This window comes from Plantactinospora solaniradicis (assembly GCF_042658085.1).
Taxonomy (GTDB): Bacteria; Actinomycetota; Actinomycetes; order Mycobacteriales; family Micromonosporaceae; genus Plantactinospora; species Plantactinospora solaniradicis.
The window spans coordinates 345,241-362,938 of sequence record NZ_JBHSPR010000008.1; the positions used below are offsets into that span (position 1 = coordinate 345,241).

A 17,698-nucleotide genomic window follows, 5' to 3' on the forward strand; every position below is an offset into this window, starting at 1 on the left:
TGCTCACCTCAGGAAGAGGAGTGCCGCCGTGAACCCGCTCCTGATGCCCGTCGTCGCCGTGCAGGGGACGTGGATCCGCACCACGCTCAAGATGGCTTCCCCGGCCACCGGCCCGACCAGCGGGACGGTGGGGGAGGGCTCCGGCCCGCCTCTGCGGATCGCCATTCTGGGCGAGTCGACCGCGGCCGGGTGCGGGGTCGACACCCACGACGACGGATTCCCCGGATGTCTGGCCCGCGAACTCGCCGTACGGACCCAGCGGTCGGTCAGTTGGGAGGTGGCCGGTCAGTTCGGTGCCACCGCCCGTCGGATCCGCTACCGGCTCCTGCCCCGGCTGGGCGAGCGACTGGACGTCGCCGTGCTCCTCGCGGGTGCCAACGACGTCTTCACCCGCCGTACCCCGGAACAGTGGCGGGACAATCTGGTCGCCATCCTCGACAGCCTCACCGACCGTGCCGACGACGTCGTGATGAGCGGACTGCCACCGTTCGCGGCCTTTCCCTCGCTGCCGACCGCACTCGGTCGGTACCTCGCCGAACGCGCAGCCGCCCTCGACGAGGTGTCCCGGCAGGTATGCGCCGAGGCGCCCCGGACGACGTGGATCGGCATTCCCGAGGTCCCGATCCCGAACTTCTTCGGCCACGACCGATTCCACCCGTCGGCCGCCGGTTACCGTAGCTGGGCCCTGGCCATCGCGGACCACATCGCCCGGTAGGCCACCCCTGGACCGCTCTCCACGGCTCGTCAGCGTCGGCGCAGCAATTCCACCAGCTCGCCGAACCGCTCGACGGCGGCGGCGCCGTCCAGCGCCGCCACCTGCAACGCGAACACGTCCGGCCGGAGTCGGTCGCGTACCAGTTCGCAGAAGTCGAGGAGCTGGCGCGGCTGGGTGACCCGCCGGTACCGGGCCAGCACCCAGTCCCGGCCCAGCCGGTCGGCGTTCCGGCGCAGCCGGGTCGGGCTCGACGCGACGAGCCGGCCGGGCGTACGCAACCCGCGCCAGGGCCCGAGTGCGCGGATCGCCTCGTCCTCGCCCTCGGCCAGTACGACGAAACTGGTCAGCACCACGGTCGGCGGCGTACGCCCGGCGGCCCTCGCGGCGGCGCGGGCCACGTCCACCACCGTGCGGCCGGTCTCCTCGGGGTCCTTGACCGAGGTGACCACCCCGTCGGCAAGCCGTCCCGCCGTGGCCGCCGAGCGGGGACCGGCCGCAGCGAGGTACACCGGCACGGAGGTCAGCGGCGGACTGTGCAGTCGCAGTGCGGAGACCGGATAGTACGGGGCGTCGGGTCGCTCCACGGTGGCACCGGCGAGCAGGGGTCCGAGCAGTCCGAGCGCCTCCGTCATCCGTGCCAGCCGTTCCTCGTACCGGGGGAACCGGCCCAGTGGCGCCTCGTTGATCCCCTCGCCGGTACCCACGCCGAGCGCGAACCTGCCCCCGGAGAGTCGGTCGAGCGTGGCGGCGGCCTGCGCGACCATCACCGGATGCTGGCGGAACAGCGGACAGGCCACCGCCGACATCAGTCCGACGGTGCGGGTGGCCGTCGCGACCGCGCCCAGGGTGGACCAGCCGAATCCGGCCGCACCGACGTCGTCGACCCACGGTTGCAGGTGGTCGGAGACGAGCACCGTGTCGAAGCCCGCCTCCTCGGCGCGCCGGGCCTGCGCCACCAACAGTTCGGGCTGCCATTCCTCGGATCCGAGGAACCAACCGAACCGGGTCACCGGGCTCCTTCGTACGGTCCGTCGCCGACACTTCGGACCGGTCGGCCGGGACCGGTGAGCGGGTTGAAACTCTATCATCATCGATGTAACAAACCTTGGTGAGTGGGCTCGGTGACGTGATCCACCGACCGGACACGGAGGATCCGTCCGATGCCGCCTACCCTGGAGCCCACCGCGTGCCGACGTAGTTTCCGGGAGCACATCATGAGATCCCACCGCCGCGACCCCGGACGTCCCACCCTGAGCGAGGTCGCGGCCCGGGCCGGAGTCGGGCGGGGGACCGCCTCCCGGGTGGTCAACAATTCGTCCCAGGTCAGTCCGACGGTACGGGCCGCGGTCTGGGCGGCGGTCCGGGAACTGGGATACGTGCCGAACCGGGCCGCCCGGACCCTGGTGACCCAGCGGACCGACTCGGTCGCACTGGTCATCTCCGAGTCCGGTGAGCGGGCGTTCGGCGAACCGTTCTTCGCCGGCATCGCCCGTGGGGTCAGCGCCGGCCTGGCCGACACCCCACTGCAACTCTGGCTGTCCTGGATCCAGTCGCCGGGCGGTCGGGAGAAGATGGAGCACCAGCTCACCGACCAGCACGTCGACGGCGTCATGTTGATCTCGCTGCACGACGCGGACCCGTTGCCGGGGCTACTGATGGAGCGTGGCCTGCCGACCGTCCTGGGTGGACGGCCGGCCTGGATGCTCGGCACGGACGACCAGCCGGCGTACTTCGTCGACGTCGACAACGCCGGTGGCGCCCGGCAGGCGGTCGAGTATCTGCTCTCCATCGGACGGCGAGTGGTCGCCACCGTCGCCGGACCGCAGGACATGGGCGCCGGGGTGACCCGTCTGATCGGATACCGGCAGGCACTGGCAGGGCAGGGTCGGCCGACCGACGAGGACCTGATCGCGTACGGCGACTTCAGCGCGAGCAGCGGGATCGAGGCGATGCGTCAACTGCTCGCCCGATGTCCCGATCTGGACGCGGTCTTCGCGGCCTCGGACCTGATGGCGCTGGGGGCGATGCAGGTGCTGCACGAGGCCGGCCGCCGCATCCCCGAGGATGTCGCGGTGGTCGGGTACGAGGACTCGTCCCTCGCGTTGCACGCCAATCCGCCGCTGACCTCCGTACACCAGCCGGTCATCACGATGGGCCGGGAGATGGCCCGACTACTGGTCGCGCAGATCCGTGGCGACGACATCCCCTCGCCGGCCATCTTCCTGGACACCCATCTGGTCCTCCGGCAGTCCGCCTGACCACCGTCCGGGACGCCCGGTCGATGGGTGCGCTCTCCGTTACCCTCGGCTCGTGATACCGGATATCGACGCATGGGACGCCTGGTCGCCGCAGGTCGTCGCCGAGCGGCTCGCCGGGCTCGACGTCCCGTGGTGCGTGGCCGCCGGCTGGGCCGTCGAGCTGTTCCTCGGCGTGCCGAGCCGCCCGCACGCCGATCTCGAGATCGCCGTTCCGGCCGACCGGTTCGACTCCGTCGCCGAGCGCTTCGCGGACTGCGATTTCCACGTCGCCCACGATGGCAGGTTGTTGCCGCTCTCGCCGGAGGCGATGCGGACGGGTCATCAGACCTGGGCCTGCGAGCGGGCGAGCGGGAAGTGGCGGTTGGACGTGTTCCGTGAGCCGCACGACGGTGAGGTCTGGATCTGCCGCCGGGACGTCCGAATCCGCCGGCCGTACGCCGAGATCATTCGTCGCGACCCGGACGGCATTCCCTATCTGGCGCCGGAGGTGGTGTTGCTGTTCAAGGCGAAGGCCGTCAGGGAGAAGGACCAGGCCGACTTCGCCGCCGTACTGCCGTTGCTGGACGAGGCGGCCCGGCGCTGGCTCGACGGGGCGCTGGCGCTGGTCGACCCGACGCATCGCTGGCGGGAACAGCTGTCGACCGGACCGTGATCCGGGCGTCTCCGCACCACGGTTGCCGCTGGTGCCGCCGGAACGGGAGCGGCGCGGCGACCACGAGGGTCGCCGCGCCGAGGGTCCGGTGCGCGTGGAGTGGGTTCAGCCGGCGGTGCAGGACCTGACCTGGGGTCGGGCGCCGGAGTTGCCGTTCATCATCGTGGTGAAGCCGAAGGCGTTGCCGCTGCCGTTGGAGCGCATCGTCAACACGGTGCCGTTGCTGCTCAGGCTGGCGCTGCCGTTCCAGGTGGTGGTGATCGACTGCGGCGAGGTGACGCCCACCACCACGGTCCAGCTACTGGTGCCGTTGACCGTCACCGTGGTGTTGTACCGGTCGCCCCAGACCGTGCCGGCCGTCACCGACGTGCTGCAACTGCCGCCGCCCGGTGGCGGGGTCGTGGTGGGGTTGCCACCCGGCGGGGTGGTGGTCGGGTTCGGCCCGGTACCGTTGTTGAGGGCGGTCAGCACGGCGTCGTACGCGGCCTTCTTTCCACCGCTGCCGTTGAACAGCAGTGGGCTCTCGCCGGACCGCCACGAGTCCGAGTCCCGGATGCCCCACACGGTGATGCCCTTGCAGCGGGCCACCGCGAGGCAGTCGTTGGTCACGTTGCGGTACGCGTCGGCCGGCGCGTTGCGGATGTCCAGCTCGGTGATGTGCACGTCCACGCCGAGCGCGGCGAAGCTGGACAGCGTGGTCCGGTAGTTGCTCGGGTAGTTCGAGCCGCCGGTGAAGTGGGACTGGAGGCCGACACAGTCGATCGGCACGCCGCGCTGCTTGAAGTCCTGGACCATCCGGTAGACGGCCTGGGTCTTGGCGTCGTTCCAGTTGTCGGTGTTGTAGTCGTTGTAGCAGAGCTGGGCGTTCGGGTCCGCCGCGTCCGCGGCGCGGAAGGCGGCCTCGATCCAGTCGTTGCCGGTGCGCTGGAGGTTGGAGTCGCGGCGGGCGCCGCTGCTGCCGTCGGCATAGGCCTCGTTCACCACGTCCCACCACGCGATCTGGCCCCGGAAGTGGGTGGCGACCTGGGTGATGTGGTTGAGCATGGCCTGGCGCAGGGCGCTGCCGCTCATGCTCTGCATCCAGCCGGGCTGCTGGGAGTGCCAGGCGAGGGTGTGGCCGCGTACCTGCATGCCCCGGCTGCGGGCGTGGCTGACGATCCGGTCCGCGTTGCCGTAGCTGAACTGGCCCTGCTGCGGCTCGGTCGCGTCGATCTTCATTTCGTTCTCGGGCGTGACCTGGTTGAACTCTCGGTTCAAAATCGTGGTGTACGCGCTGTCGCTGAGCCGGCCCGCGGCGACGGCCGTGCCGAAGAAACGGCCGCGCTCCGCGGCCGACGCGCCCAGCGTCGTCGCGGCACTGGCGGTCTGGGGCAGGGCCATGGCACCGGCGGAGGCGAGGACGGCCACCGCGCCGATGACGACCGCGAACCGGCCCCGGAGTCGGGTGCTCCGGCCTACGTCGGCACCGAGGAAATTCCTGATCATTTGTGCCCCTTCTTGCGAGGGCCGGACGGATCGTTGGTGGTGGAACCGCCCGGGCGTCACGGTGTGAGACCGGTCGAGGCGCCACCGGTACGCCGCGCGGCCGTATGGCGGCGGCAATGTGGCGATCGACGGTAGTGGATTGAAAGTCTTGCATCGCTCGATGGACGGGTCAACTTTTTCCGGAAAAGTCCCGGCTGGGAATCCGGTGAGTTTCTTCGGCATCCTCCCGATGAGCAGCGCCGCAGCGGGATGAGTGAGCCGAACTGGGCGCTGGGATTTCGGAACATCGACGACGAGCCGCGAAATCTTTCGGCATCGATGTCCGGCCGCTCCGGGGTCCCCGGTCAGCGGTTGGTCGGCCTCGGGCGCGACGCTATGACGAAGGTGCTGCGGACGGCCGTTGCCGCCACCACCAGGGTGGCGAGCCAGGACAGGGCCAACGGATCGACCACCAGACCGAGCGGGGCCAGGGCGAGGAGTACGACCGCCGCGGTGAGGTGCGTCTTCGGGCGGGTGCCGAAGATGGCCTTCTTGAACAGCACGTATCCGATCAGGAACAGCGCCGGGCCGCCCAGCACGCTGGCGATGACGGCGGTATCGGCGGCCCCGGTCGGATGCTTCAATGCGAGGTCGTCGCCGACCGCCGTGACGATGATGCCGGCGACCATCGGAATGTGCGAATAGGTGTACGCCGACCGACCGAGCCGGCCCGGCTCGTCGGACTCGTCGATGACCGCCTGGGCGGCGTCGGCGCTGCGGTCGAAGTAGATCCACCACAGTGCCACGGTGGCGAGGAAGGTGGCGGCGAACGTGGCGAGGGTCGGCGGGTCGCGTGCCAGGTCGCCGAAGACCGAGCCGGTGACCAGGATGGACTCGCCGAGCGCGATGATGATGAAGAGTCGGGCCCGTTCGGCCAGGTGGGCGCCGCTGATCGCCCAGTCGGCCGGACGGGACCGGCCCACCCGGGGTATGTAGAACCCGGCCACCGCCGCCGTGGTGTCGATGGCCAGTGCGGCCGCCCACAGGCCCAGCCGGGCTGGACCGTGCACCACCCCACCGACCAGCCAGAGCGGGGCGGACGTCAGCCGCCAGATCAGCATCCGCCGGAAGTTGTCGCGCAGCGACGGCTGTTCGCCGAGGGTCGCGACGACGAAGATGCACCGGCCGACCTCGAGCGTGACGTACGCCCCGGCGAACCAGAGGCCCCGCTCGCCGTACGCCTCGGGGATGGCGGAGGACATCACCAGGCTGACCCCGATCAGCGCGATCAGCATGACGCGTACCACGGGGCGGTCCGGATCGAACCAGTTGGTGATCCAGGCGGTGTCGACCCAGGCCCACCAGACCGCGAGCATGAGCACCGCGACCTGGGCCGTGCCGAGGGGTGTCAGTCGACTCAGCAGCAGTTCGGTCAGCTGGGTCACGGCCAGGACGTAGACCACGTCGAAGAACAGTTCGATGTGGGTGACCTGGCTCGACTCCTGCTGCCGCAGGACCGTCCACCGGCTGTCCCGCCTGGTCAACCTGGCCTCCACCGGGGTCGTCCGGCTCCCCGTGGTAGCTCAACTGGGCATAAGCCGTGATAAGCGCTAAAAGCGTGTTCTAGTATAAATAATCCAACGTAGCCGGGATGGCGGACGATACGGACACCGTGCGAGGTGTCGTTCGAGGTGTGCCAGGCGGCCCTCCTGGTGGTTCCGGGGGTCGCTCAATCGCTCCGCCGGAGCTGTTTGCGGGTCGGTCAGGACGGGGATGCGAAGCACTCGATCGCCGGTTGGCCCGTACCGGGTCGGGACCGACGGTTCGCCGCAGGAGCGGGTGGACCCGAGGTTCGGCCGATCGAGGGCGGTACCCGACCGTAGGGGCTCCTCGCGCCCGCGGAGCGGATCCGGCCGCGCCAGCTCTCGTGACAGGCGAAGTCGACCAGGTCGTACGAGACGGGGGATTGCCCCAGCGGAGGAAAGATGCCCGTTCTTGCCAAGAAGATCCTGACCTGGCTGTTCGTGGGTTTCCTGGTCTTCTTCATCGCCTTCCGGCCGGACGGTGCCGCCGACCTGGTCGAAACCATCGGGGGACTGCTGATGGCGATCGCCCAGGGAATCGGCGACTTCCTCACCCGCCTGATGGCCTGACCCGTCCGACGGGGGAGTCACCGCAACGCCGCGAGGGTCTCGGCGGCCACCTGGAGATCCTCCCGAGGCTCGATGACCAGCACCGGTACGCCGGCGCCCTCGGCCGAGACCACCGAGTCGACCTCCCGGTTGCCGCCCTCGGGTGGTTCGACGCCGAGCAGGCCGAGCCCGGCACAGATGTCGTGTCGCACCTCGGGCTGGTCCCAGCCGATCTCACCGGTGAAGACGACGGCGTCCAGTCGGTCCAGACTGGTCGCGGCGGCGGCCAGTTCCCGACGTACCCGGTGGGCATAGACCGCGAGCGCGAGCGCCGAGGCGGGATCCTCCGGCGCGGCGGCGACCAGGTCCCGGGTGTCGGAGGACCGGCCGTCGGAGAGGCCGAGCAGTCCGGCCCGGTGGTTGAGGCCCTCGCTCAGCGCGGCCAGATCGAGCCGGTCGTCGCCGAGCAGCCAGAGCAGCATTCCCGGGTCGACCGCGCCGGACCTCTTCGACATCGGTATCCCGTCCAGCGGGGTGAATCCCATCGAGGTGTCGACGCTGCGGCCGTTCCGGACCGCGCAGACCGAGGCGCCGCCACCGAGGTGGGCCAGCAGGAGCTGGAGCCCGTCGACCGGTCGGCCGAGCAGCTCCGCGCTCCGGCGCAGCGCGTACGCGTAGGAGAGGCCGTGGAAGCCGTAGCGGCGTAGCCCCCAGCGCCGGCGCCACTGCGCGGGCAGCGGGTAGGTGGCGGCGGCCTCCGGCAGGTGCGCGTGGAAGGCGGTGTCGGGGCACAGCACCTGCGGCACGCCGGGAAGCTGGTCCCGGATCCGGTCGAACAGGTGCAGCGCGGGCGGAAGATGCAGCGGAGCCAGGGTGTTCAGCCGGTCCAGGTCGGCGCGGATCGTGTCGTCGACCCGGGTCGGCGTCCGGACGAGGTCGCCGCCGTGCACCAGGCGGTGGCCCACCGCGTCGGGAGGGTCGTGTGCGCCGACGAACTCCTGTACGGCCTGGTCGGCCCCGGCCGAACCGGGCGGCTCCGAGCGTTCGAGCCCGTCGACGACCTCGCCGTCCCGGACGTAGTCGAGCCGGAGGCTGGCGGAACCCGCGTTGACGGTCAGTACGACCGGGGGGTCCGGGGACCGGCCCGCCGGTCGATCGGTTGCCGCGGCAGACATCCGCCCGCCCCCTTCCCGCGTGCCGTCGCCGCACCTGTCCGTCGCGACCGTCGCCGCAATCGTCCGTCGCGCGTCCGTCGCGTCGGATGTCGCCTTACCCGAAGACGTCCGGTCCACTCCCTTCCCGCCGGTCGATGGCCTGTGCCGAAACATTTCGTCAACGTTTTCGGATACCGGGCAGAGATCAAAGCTGGTGGGAGCCATGACCGTCGATCAAAGTTACATCGTCGCAATGCACGCAACATCTTGCCGAAAACCTTTTCGTACGCCATCGTGTGCTGAACGCCGACTCCCACCAGCCCGCTGATCCACCGGCGGTCCCGGCGCCAAGAAATTGATCTTTATCAATCCCTTGAGCGAAGGAGGAACTTCTGATGAGGCGATGGTGGCCGGCCATGGTGCCGCTACTGGCGGTCGGTCTGGTGCTGACCGGGATGGGAGTCGCACAGGCCGCCCCCGGCGACAACCTGGCCTGGACCGCGACCGCGACCGCGTCCTACACCTCACCCTGGGAGAGCGTGGGAGCGATCCGTGACGGGATCGACCCGTCCCAGTCCAACGACACCCAGAACCCCCGCTGGGGCACCTGGCCCAACACCGGCGAGCAGTGGGTGCAGCTGACCTGGAGCCAGCCGCAGACGATCCGGGCCGCCGAGGTCTACTTCTTCGACGACAACGGCGGAGTACGGCTACCGGCGTCCTGGCGGGTGCAGAGCTGGAACGGGAGCGCCTACACCGACGTCGCCGGGGCCAGCGGGTACCCGATCGCGGCCAACCGCTACAACCTGGTCACCTTCACGGCGGTCAGCACCACCCAGCTCCGGGTGCTGATGCAGAGCGGCGCAGGCTCGGTCGGGCTGCTGGAGGTCAAGGCACACGCCCAGCCCCCGGGCGGCGGCCCGACCACCCCACCCACCACCCCGCCGGCCTCCGGCTGGAACCCGCCGTCCAACCTGGTGACGCCGCTGGACGAGGTATGGCGACACCAGGAGCAGACCTACAACAACGGCAACCTGTACGGATTCCGCAACTACGGCTGGGATCAGCTCTTCGCCAACCGTGGCTACGTCAACTACTGCGTCCGCTGGGACTCCTCGGCCAACGTCACGACCGCCCAGCGCGACCAGATCCACGCGGCCCTGGCCCGGCAGCACAAGAAGTGGATGGACGTGATGGTCGGGCACAACGCGTTCCCGTACACGGACGTGCCGATCCGGGTGGTCGGCTGGGCGGTACGCAACCGGTCCCAGCTCCAGTGGTCGGACACCTCGGTTGACATCTACGTGAACGACATCCGGGAGAACGCCCCGCAGTGCGCGGCGCCCTGCGGCCGGTTCTTCAACCAGAGCGGCCAGTACCCGAACTGTCCCGGCGGCGCGGCACGGCACTACGACCAGTCGCTCTGGCTGACCGACGGATTCGGCGGCGGTGCCGGCGGTGACTGGGGCCAGCGAATGGGCCGCGAGTATTTCATGAACAACATCAATGCCGAGAACATGACCATCCTGCTGCACGAGATCGGTCATACCTACGGCTTGGACGACTTCTACGACTGGACCCCCACCGGACAGTGCTGCTTCATCATGAAGGCCGGTAGCGCCAGCTCGATCACGGAGTTCGATCGCTGGATGTTCCGGGACTGGTGGCGGCACCTGAAGAGCCGCTACGGCTACTGACCCGGTCGCTCGAATTCACCCGGGGTCGCCCGGTTGGAACACCGGGCGACCCCCACCCCCGGAGGTGACCACCACCATGCACCGTCCCGCCCTGTCCCGTAGATCGTTGTTGCAGACCAGTGCCGCCGCCGTGGTGGGCGCGACCGTGGCCGGCGCGCTGCCGGGCCAGCCGGTCGCCGCGGCCCGGCCCGACGTCGGCGTCTCCGCGTACGCCTTTCCGCTCACCGCGGTCACCCTGCTGGCCGGTCCGTTCCAGGCCAACGCGGGGCGTACCCAGGCCTATCTGAACTTCGTCGACGCCGATCGGCTGCTGCACACCTTCCGGCTCAACTACGGCCTGTCGTCCTCGGCGACCGCCTGTGGGGGCTGGGAGTCCCCGACGACGGAACTGCGCGGACACTCCACCGGGCACGTGCTGACCGCGCTGGCCCAGGCGTACGCGAACACCGGCTCGGCCGCGTTCAAGACCAAGGGGGACTACCTCGTCGCGCAGTTGGCGATCTGCCAGAACCGGGCCACCACGGCCGGCTACAACACCGGCTACCTCTCGGCGTACCCGGAGAGCTTCATCGACCGGGTGGAGGCCCGGCAGCAGGTCTGGGCGCCCTACTACACGCTGCACAAGATCATGGCTGGGCTGCTCGACATGCACCAGCTCGCCGGCAACGTCCAGGCGCTCGACGTCCTGGTCCGGATGGCGGCCTGGGTCAAGTTCCGCAACGACCGGCTGACCCAGACCCAGCGGCAGAACATGCTGGACACCGAGTTCGGCGGGATGAACGAGGTACTGACCAACCTCTACCAGCTCACCGAGAACCCGGACCACCTCACCACCGCCCGCTACTTCGACCACGCCGAGATCTTCGACCCGCTGGCGGCGAACACCGACGCGTTGAACAACTACCACGCGAACACCCAGATCCCGAAGGTCCTCGGCGCGATCCGGGAGTACCACGCCACCGGCACCACCCGGTACCGCGACACCGCCGTCAACTTCTGGGACATCGTGGTCGGCCGGCACACGTACGCGATCGGCGGCAACTCCAACGGCGAGTACTTCAAGGCGCCGAACCGGATCGCCAGCGAACTCTCCGACAGCACCTGCGAGTGCTGCAACACCTACAACATGTTGAAGCTGACCCGGCAGCTCTTCTTCACCAACCCGGCCCGGCTCGACTACCTCGACTACTACGAGAAGGCGCTCTGGAACCACCTGATCGGTGCCCAGAATCCGAGTTCGTCGCACGGCTTCCACTGCTACTACGTGCCGCTGCGGGCCGGCGGGATCAAGACGTACAGCAACGACTACAGCAACTTCACCTGCTGCCACGGCACCGGGATGGAGACGCACACCAAGCTCGCCGACAGCATCTACTTCCACAACGGCAACATCCTGTACGTCAACCTCTTCGCCGCCTCCCGGCTCACCTGGCCGGGCCGGGGCATCACGGTCCAGCAGGACACCACCTTCCCGGAGGCGCCGTCGAGCCGGCTCACCGTCACCGGGTCGGGCGCGATCGACCTGCGGATCCGGATCCCCGGCTGGGCCACCGGTGCCGAGGTACGGCTGAACGGCGCCGTACAGGCCGGGGTCACTCCGGGAAGCTTCGCCCGGATCAACCGCACCTGGGCCTCGGGTGACGTGGTCGAGATCAGCCTGCCGATGGCGCTGACCCGGGAATCCACCCCGGACAACAGCACCGTGCAGGCGGTGAGGCACGGACCGATCGTGCTCGCCGGGGCGTACGGCACCAGCAACCTGTCCGCACTGCCCACTCTCGACCCGGCCAGCCTGCGCCCGACGTCGACCCCGTTGCAGTACACCGGAACCGCCAGCACCGGTTCGGTGACCCTGCTGCCGTTCTACAAGATGCACGGGCAGCGGTACACGGTCTACTGGACGGTGACCGGTGCCCCGCCGGCACCGTTCGCCGCGCACTACCGGTTCGACGAGACCGCCGGCACCTCGGCCGCCGACGCCACCGGCAACGGCCGGACCGGCACCCTGACCGGCGGTGCCAACTGGACGACCGGCCGGACCGGGAACGCGGTCAACCTGAACGGGACCGGCGCCCACGTCGGGTTGCCGGCCGGGCTGCTGGCCGGCGCCACCGCGTTCACGATCGCGACCTGGGTCCGGCGGACCACCGCGACGGCCTGGGCCCGGGTCTTCGACTTCGGCTCGGGCACCAGCGGATATCTCTTCCTCACCCCGCAGAGCAGCGCCGGCACCGCCCGGTTCGCCATCACCAGCGGCGGGGCCGGCGCCGAGCAGCAGATCAACGCGCCGGCCGCGCTGCCGGTCGGCACCTGGACGCACGTCGCGGTCACCCAGACCGGCAACCTCGGGGTGCTCTTCATCAACGGTGTCGAGGTGGCCCGGAACAACGCGCTGACCACCCGTCCGTCCGCGCTCGGCAGTACCACCCAGAACTGGATCGGCCGCTCGCAGTACTCCGGCGACCCGTACCTGACCGGGGCGGTGGACGGCTTCCGGGTCTACGCCCGGGCCCTGAGCGCGGCCGAGGTCGCCGACCTGAACGCGACCGGCCTGTGAGCCCTGGTGCAGCGCCTGATCCGGTCGCGACCCCAACCTGACCCCTGCCCGCCGCGAACGCGGCGGTCCGCCTCGCCGAGGAGGGAATCCTCATGGCATCCCCCGCCCATCGTCCCCTTGGCCGTACCCGGCTGCTCGTCGGCGCGTCCGGCCTGCTCCTCGTCCTGTTTGCCCTGGTCGGGCCCGCCGGCGCCGAATCCCGGTCCGCTCCGGCGGTCGGCCCGCCGCCCACTGTGGATGATCATCTCTATCCGGCCGGCACCGCCGACCACCACCACGCGGCGGGCACCGCCGACCACGGGCACGGGCCCACCGGCCCCGACGCGCGGCCGCTGTCCGGGGTGCCGGCCGACGAACCGGCCCGGGGCCTGGTGTACGGCGGGCTCGTCGCAGCCCGGACCGGCCCCTGTGTCGGCGCCTACCAGGTGGTCGGCGTCATCCCGACGATGTGTACGCACGGCCCGGACAGTCCGCCCGCCGGTCTGTCCGTGAGCCGGGAGATCAGGCCGCTCTCACCACGGGTCGCCCAGGTCGCCCCCCAGGCGCTGCCCGTCTGCGAGGGCGATGGTGTCTCCGGCCGGCGTGTCGAGGTGCTCTACGTGCACGGCAGCGTGAACCGGTACGCCCAGTACCTGGAGACGTTCCGGACCCTGGCCGAGGGCGTCGACACGATCTTCTACGAGAGCGCCCGGGAGACCGGCGGATCGCGGCGGGTCCGGTACGTCACCGAGACGGTGAACGGAGCCTGCCGTCCGGTCGTCCGGGACGTGCAGATCCCCGACGCCGCGCTGAACGCCAACGACTGGGCGCCGCTGCTGAACGCGGTCCGGGCCGCCGGCTACACCCGCACCGATCGTAAGTACCTACAGTTCGTGGACGCGCGGGTCTACTGCGGCATCGGCGGGTTCGCCGGTGACACCCGCAAGAGCGACCAAAACCGGTCCAACTCCGGCCCCGAGTACGCCCGCGCGGACAGCGGCTGCTGGAACGCGGGCGTCGCGGCGCACGAACTCGGGCACACCCTCGGCGCGGTCAACAACAACGCCCCGAACGCTTCCGGGTACGCCCACTGCGTCGACGAGTGGGACGTCATGTGTTACAAGGACAACGCCAACACGGTGATCCAGACCAGGTGCACGGACCGGGCGCACGACCAGCGGCTGGACTGCAACCATGACGACTACTACCACACCGCTCCGGCCGCGGGCAGCTACCTGGCCACCTACTACAACGTCGCCGACAATCTCTTCCTGATCCGTAATTCCGCCGGCCCACCTCCCACGCCGACGACGTTCCGGCTGGTCAACGGCGCCTCGGGAAGCTGCCTGGACGTACCCGACAGCAACTCCACCGACGGGATCCAATTCGTCGTCTGGACCTGCAACAGCGGTGCCAACCAGTCGGTGAGCCAACTGGGGGAGACCCTGCGGGTGCTCGACAAGTGCCTCACCGCGTCCGGTTCGGGCACCGTGGCGGGTACCGCCGTGGTGATCTCCGGCTGCACCGGCGGCACCAACCAGCGATGGAGCCTACGGCCCGACGGCGCGGTGGCCGGAGTACCCAGCGGACGTTGCCTCGCCACCACGGGCGACGGCCAGACCAACGGCACGACGCTGGTCCTCGCCGACTGCACCGGCCAGCCGGCCCAGCGGTGGAGCCGGGGATGAGCCCGATCCCACGTACCAGTTCCGTCCCCACCACAAACCCCCATGGAGGTGACCCGATGCGGTTCGCACCGGGAAGAAAGCGGAGATGCTGGGCGGCCGGGCTCGCGGTCGTGCTGGCCACCACCGGTGCCCTGACGGCACCTGGAACGCCGGCCATGGCTGCGCAGACCATCGGCTACCCCACGTTCTCCGGACCGGCCGTTCCGGCGCCGCCGGTCGGTTACAACACCGGCAACACCATGCAGGCGATCTACAACGCCGAGAGCGGCGGCACCGACTTCTGGTTGGACCGGCTGCTGGGGCGGCCGGGCAACGATCCGGCCGGCACCTGGCTGATGAGCCGGGGCCGAGGCATGTTCATGTACACCCACAACCCGTCGGTGATCGGCTTCGGCGGCAACGCCGCGTACTGGGACAACATCAGCAGCCAGAACGCGTACGCGGTCGCGGTCACCCCCGGCACCTTCACCGAGCAGGTGTCCAGCCGGTGGCAGTCACCGAGCCACTGGCGGGGCGTCTACACCAGCGGTTCGGTCCGGGTCGAGGTGTCGAAGTTCATCACGCAGCAGAACGTGGCGGTGACCAACCTCAACGTCGTGAACACCGGCTCCGCCTCGGCGACCGTGCAGTTGCGGGCCACCTCGCCGTACGCGACCTCGGGCAGCGGCAGCGAGCTGACCGGGACCCGGGCGGTGAAGAACGGGCTGACCACGCTCTATCCCCGGCTGTCGGGGGACGGGTTCACGGTCAGCTCCGGCGGGCTGAACCGGTCGGTGACGCTCGCCGCCGGACAGAGCCTGAGCACCAAGGTGCAGCTCGGGTTCGTCGCGAACGAGATCCCGGAGTCGCTGACCGAGTACAACACCTACCGGGGCTACACCCCGGCGACGGCGTTCGCCACCCACGTGCGGGCGTACAACCGGTGGTGGGCGGAGAACATCCCGTACATCGACGTGCCGGACGCGGCGATCAAGAAGAACGTCTACTACCGCTGGTGGCTGATGCGCTTCAACTACCTCGACGTGGACATCCCCGGCCAGGACTTCCAGTTCCCGACCTCGGTCGAGGGGGCGCTCGGCTACAACAACGCGATCGTGCTCACCCAGCCGATGCACATCGACGACCTGAAGTACCTGCGCAACCCGATCTACTCGTACGGGCCGTGGACGTCGATCGGGCAGGTGTCCCGCAACGGCCGGTTCATGGACAACCCCGGCGACCCGGAGAACTGGTCCAACTCCTACACCCAGTACGTCGCCGAGGCGGCCTGGCGCAGCTACCAGATCCACGGCGGGCAGCCGGCAATCGCGGCCAACCTGGCCCGGTACGCCGAGCAGGACGTCAAGGGCCAGTTGGCGACGTACGACACCAACAACAACGGAGTGATCGAGTACGACTGGGGCGCGATGACGGGCAACGACGCCGACGCGGTGTCGTTCCACTGGCGGTCCGGCAACCTCGACCGCGCCGAGGGGGCGTACGTCTGGAGCAACGCGATGGCGGCGGTGCAGGCGTACACGCTGCTCGGCAACACGGCCAAGGCGAACGAGATGCAGACGATCGCCAACCGGATCCGGGACGGCATCGTGAACGTGCTGTGGAACCCGTCTCGGCAACTGCTGGAGCACAAGCACGTGTCGACGAACACGCACGTGCCGTGGAAGGAGATCAACAACTACTACCCGTACTCGGTCGGGCTGATGCCGAACACCGACCAGTACCGGCAGGCGTTGCGGCTCTACGACGACCCGGCGGAGTACCCGATCTTCCCGTTCTTCACCGCGAACCAGCGGGACAAGGCCGCCGCGGCCGCCGCCGGTCAGCCGGGCAGCAACAACTTCTCCACCATCAACTCGACGGTGCAGTTCCGGCTCTACTCTTCGGTGCTGCGCAACTACCCGAACCAGTGGATGACGGCCGAGAACTACAAGCAGCTCCTCTACTGGAACGCCTGGGCGCAGTACATCGGCGGCAACACCCAGTGGCCGGACGCGAACGAGTTCTGGGCCGACTGGAACGGCTCGTCCCGGACCATCAACTACCGGTCCTGGATCCACCACAACATCCTGGGCAGCAGCAACTGGACCGTGGTCGAGGACGTCGCCGGGCTGCGTCCGCGCAACGACAGCCAGATCGAACTCTCCCCGATCAACATCAACTGGTCGCACTTCGCGGTGAACAACCTCCGGTACCGCAACATGGACCTCAGCGTGGTCTGGGACGACCCGGCCGACGGGGTGACCCGGTACACCGGGGTGCCGCAGGGCTACTCGGTCTATCTCAACGGGACCCGGGCGTTCACGGTGGACCGGCTGACCCGGGTGCTCTACAACCCGGCGACCGGCGCGGTGACCCTGCCGGCCGGTGGTACGGCCAGCTTCAGCACCGCCGTCTCCGGCCTGCAACTGCCGCAGCAGGTGGTGCAGAACAGCGCCCGGATGGTGGACATCTTCGCCAAGGCGGGCGCGGACCTGACGTCCACGACCGCCAACCTGGCCTCGGGGGCGACCGCGACCGCGTCGTACACCGCCTCCGGCACCTCGACCGGGGCGGCGATCGACGGCTTCCCGATCAACGAGCCGATCTGGGGCAGCTACGGCTCGCCGAACGCCACCGACTCCTACGAGCTGAACTTCGGGCAGTCCCGGGCCGTCGACGAGGTACGGCTGTGGTTCCGCAACGACCGGGCGACGAACCGGTACCGGCCACCGGGCTCGTACAACGTGCAGTACTGGAACGGCACCGCCTGGGTCAACGCGGCGGCCCAGGCGAAATCCCCGGGTACCCCGCAGTCGAACTACAACCGGGTCGGCTTCACCCCGGTCAACACCTCCCGGCTCCGGGTGCAGTTCACCCACGCGTCCGGGTCGGCGAAGACCGGGCTGACCGAGATCAAGGTCTACAACCGGGGCGGCACGAACCCCGATCCGGATCCTGATCCCGATCCCGAGCCGGAACCGGGCGGCAACGTCGCGGGGGCGGCGACGCCGTCCGCGTCGTACACCTCGACCTGGGAGAGCGTCGCCGCGCTGAACGACGGGATCGACCCGTCCCAGTCCAACGACACCGTCAACCCGCGCTGGGGCACCTGGCCGAACACCGGCGCCCAGTGGGCCGAGCTGACCTGGCCGACGGCCCGGACCCTGACCTCGGCCGAGGTCTACTTCTTCGACGACAACGGCGGAGTACGGGTACCGGCGTCCTGGAAGCTCCAGTACTGGACCGGCAGCGCGTACGCCGACGTCCCCGGCGCCAGCGGCTATCCGGTCGCGGTGAACCAGTACAACCGGGTCACCTTCCCCAGCCTCGGCACCACCCGCCTGCGGGTGGCGCTGACCAGCGGACAGGGTTCGGTCGGGCTGCTGGAGGTCAAGGCGTTCAGCCCGTGACCCCGGCCGCCGG

The 17,698-nt window shown here is 69.6% G+C and carries 12 protein-coding genes; 8 read left to right on the forward strand and 4 right to left on the reverse strand.

What is annotated here, in order from left to right:
• Positions 1–28: 28 nt before the first annotated feature.
• Entirely contained in the window at positions 29–715 is a 687-nt protein-coding gene (locus ACFP2T_RS11315; RefSeq protein ID WP_377420507.1) for an SGNH/GDSL hydrolase family protein, read from the forward strand.
• Between the two features lie 29 nt (positions 716–744).
• Here the strand turns inward: ACFP2T_RS11315 and ACFP2T_RS11320 are convergent, their stop codons facing one another.
• Complete coding sequence (locus ACFP2T_RS11320) at positions 745–1,725, reverse strand: LLM class flavin-dependent oxidoreductase (protein WP_377420509.1); 981 nt, start codon at positions 1,723–1,725, stop codon at positions 745–747.
• Positions 1,726–1,929: 204 nt separating this feature from the next.
• On the opposite strand from ACFP2T_RS11320, the gene ACFP2T_RS11325 reads away from it, so the two are divergent.
• On the forward strand, positions 1,930–2,973 hold the full coding sequence (locus tag ACFP2T_RS11325) for a LacI family DNA-binding transcriptional regulator (RefSeq protein WP_377420511.1): 1,044 nt from the start codon (positions 1,930–1,932) through the stop codon (positions 2,971–2,973).
• Between the two features lie 52 nt (positions 2,974–3,025).
• Complete coding sequence (locus ACFP2T_RS11330) at positions 3,026–3,625, forward strand: nucleotidyltransferase domain-containing protein (protein ID WP_377420513.1); 600 nt, start codon at positions 3,026–3,028, stop codon at positions 3,623–3,625.
• 105 nt (positions 3,626–3,730) lie between these two features.
• Here the strand turns inward: ACFP2T_RS11330 and ACFP2T_RS11335 are convergent, their stop codons facing one another.
• A complete protein-coding gene (locus ACFP2T_RS11335; RefSeq protein ID WP_377420516.1) occupies positions 3,731–5,110 on the reverse strand; it encodes a glycoside hydrolase family 10 protein in 1,380 nt (459 codons plus the stop codon).
• A gap of 344 nt (positions 5,111–5,454) precedes the next feature.
• A complete protein-coding gene (locus ACFP2T_RS11340; RefSeq protein ID WP_377420518.1) occupies positions 5,455–6,633 on the reverse strand; it encodes a low temperature requirement protein A in 1,179 nt (392 codons plus the stop codon).
• Positions 6,634–7,074: 441 nt separating this feature from the next.
• Between ACFP2T_RS11340 and ACFP2T_RS11345 the strand changes: the two genes are divergently transcribed.
• A complete protein-coding gene (locus tag ACFP2T_RS11345; RefSeq protein WP_192769398.1) occupies positions 7,075–7,242 on the forward strand; it encodes a hypothetical protein in 168 nt (55 codons plus the stop codon).
• 17 nt (positions 7,243–7,259) lie between these two features.
• Here ACFP2T_RS11345 and ACFP2T_RS11350 read toward each other — a convergent pair whose 3' ends face one another.
• Complete coding sequence (locus ACFP2T_RS11350) at positions 7,260–8,396, reverse strand: acetate/propionate family kinase (protein ID WP_377420521.1); 1,137 nt, start codon at positions 8,394–8,396, stop codon at positions 7,260–7,262.
• Between the two features lie 374 nt (positions 8,397–8,770).
• On the opposite strand from ACFP2T_RS11350, the gene ACFP2T_RS11355 reads away from it, so the two are divergent.
• The 4 genes from ACFP2T_RS11355 to ACFP2T_RS11370 all read left to right on the forward strand — a co-directional run bounded on the left by ACFP2T_RS11355 (position 8,771) and on the right by ACFP2T_RS11370 (position 17,685).
• Positions 8,771–10,072 carry a cellulose-binding protein gene (locus ACFP2T_RS11355; protein WP_377420523.1) on the forward strand — a complete coding sequence of 434 codons (1,302 nt, stop codon included), beginning with the start codon at positions 8,771–8,773 and terminating at the stop codon, positions 10,070–10,072.
• 76 nt (positions 10,073–10,148) lie between these two features.
• Positions 10,149–12,629, forward strand: a complete 2,481-nt coding sequence (locus tag ACFP2T_RS11360) for a glycoside hydrolase family 127 protein (RefSeq protein WP_377420525.1) — start codon at positions 10,149–10,151, stop codon at positions 12,627–12,629.
• Positions 12,630–12,721: 92 nt separating this feature from the next.
• Positions 12,722–14,296, forward strand: a complete 1,575-nt coding sequence (locus ACFP2T_RS11365; RefSeq protein WP_377420527.1) for a ricin-type beta-trefoil lectin domain protein — start codon at positions 12,722–12,724, stop codon at positions 14,294–14,296.
• Between the two features lie 56 nt (positions 14,297–14,352).
• Entirely contained in the window at positions 14,353–17,685 is a 3,333-nt protein-coding gene (locus ACFP2T_RS11370; RefSeq protein ID WP_377420529.1) for an MGH1-like glycoside hydrolase domain-containing protein, read from the forward strand.
• Positions 17,686–17,698 lie beyond the last annotated feature (13 nt).

Coding starts and splice junctions, on each gene's coding strand:
- ACFP2T_RS11325 (WP_377420511.1), top strand. CDS start 1,930: ATGAGATCCCACCGCCGCGACCCCGGACGTCCCACCCTGAGCGAGGTC.
- ACFP2T_RS11335 (WP_377420516.1), bottom strand. CDS start 5,110: ATGATCAGGAATTTCCTCGGTGCCGACGTAGGCCGGAGCACCCGACTC.
- ACFP2T_RS11345 (WP_192769398.1), top strand. CDS start 7,075: ATGCCCGTTCTTGCCAAGAAGATCCTGACCTGGCTGTTCGTGGGTTTC.
- ACFP2T_RS11350 (WP_377420521.1), bottom strand. CDS start 8,396: ATGTCTGCCGCGGCAACCGATCGACCGGCGGGCCGGTCCCCGGACCCC.
- ACFP2T_RS11355 (WP_377420523.1), top strand. CDS start 8,771: ATGAGGCGATGGTGGCCGGCCATGGTGCCGCTACTGGCGGTCGGTCTG.
- ACFP2T_RS11360 (WP_377420525.1), top strand. CDS start 10,149: ATGCACCGTCCCGCCCTGTCCCGTAGATCGTTGTTGCAGACCAGTGCC.
- ACFP2T_RS11365 (WP_377420527.1), top strand. CDS start 12,722: ATGGCATCCCCCGCCCATCGTCCCCTTGGCCGTACCCGGCTGCTCGTC.
- ACFP2T_RS11370 (WP_377420529.1), top strand. CDS start 14,353: ATGCGGTTCGCACCGGGAAGAAAGCGGAGATGCTGGGCGGCCGGGCTC.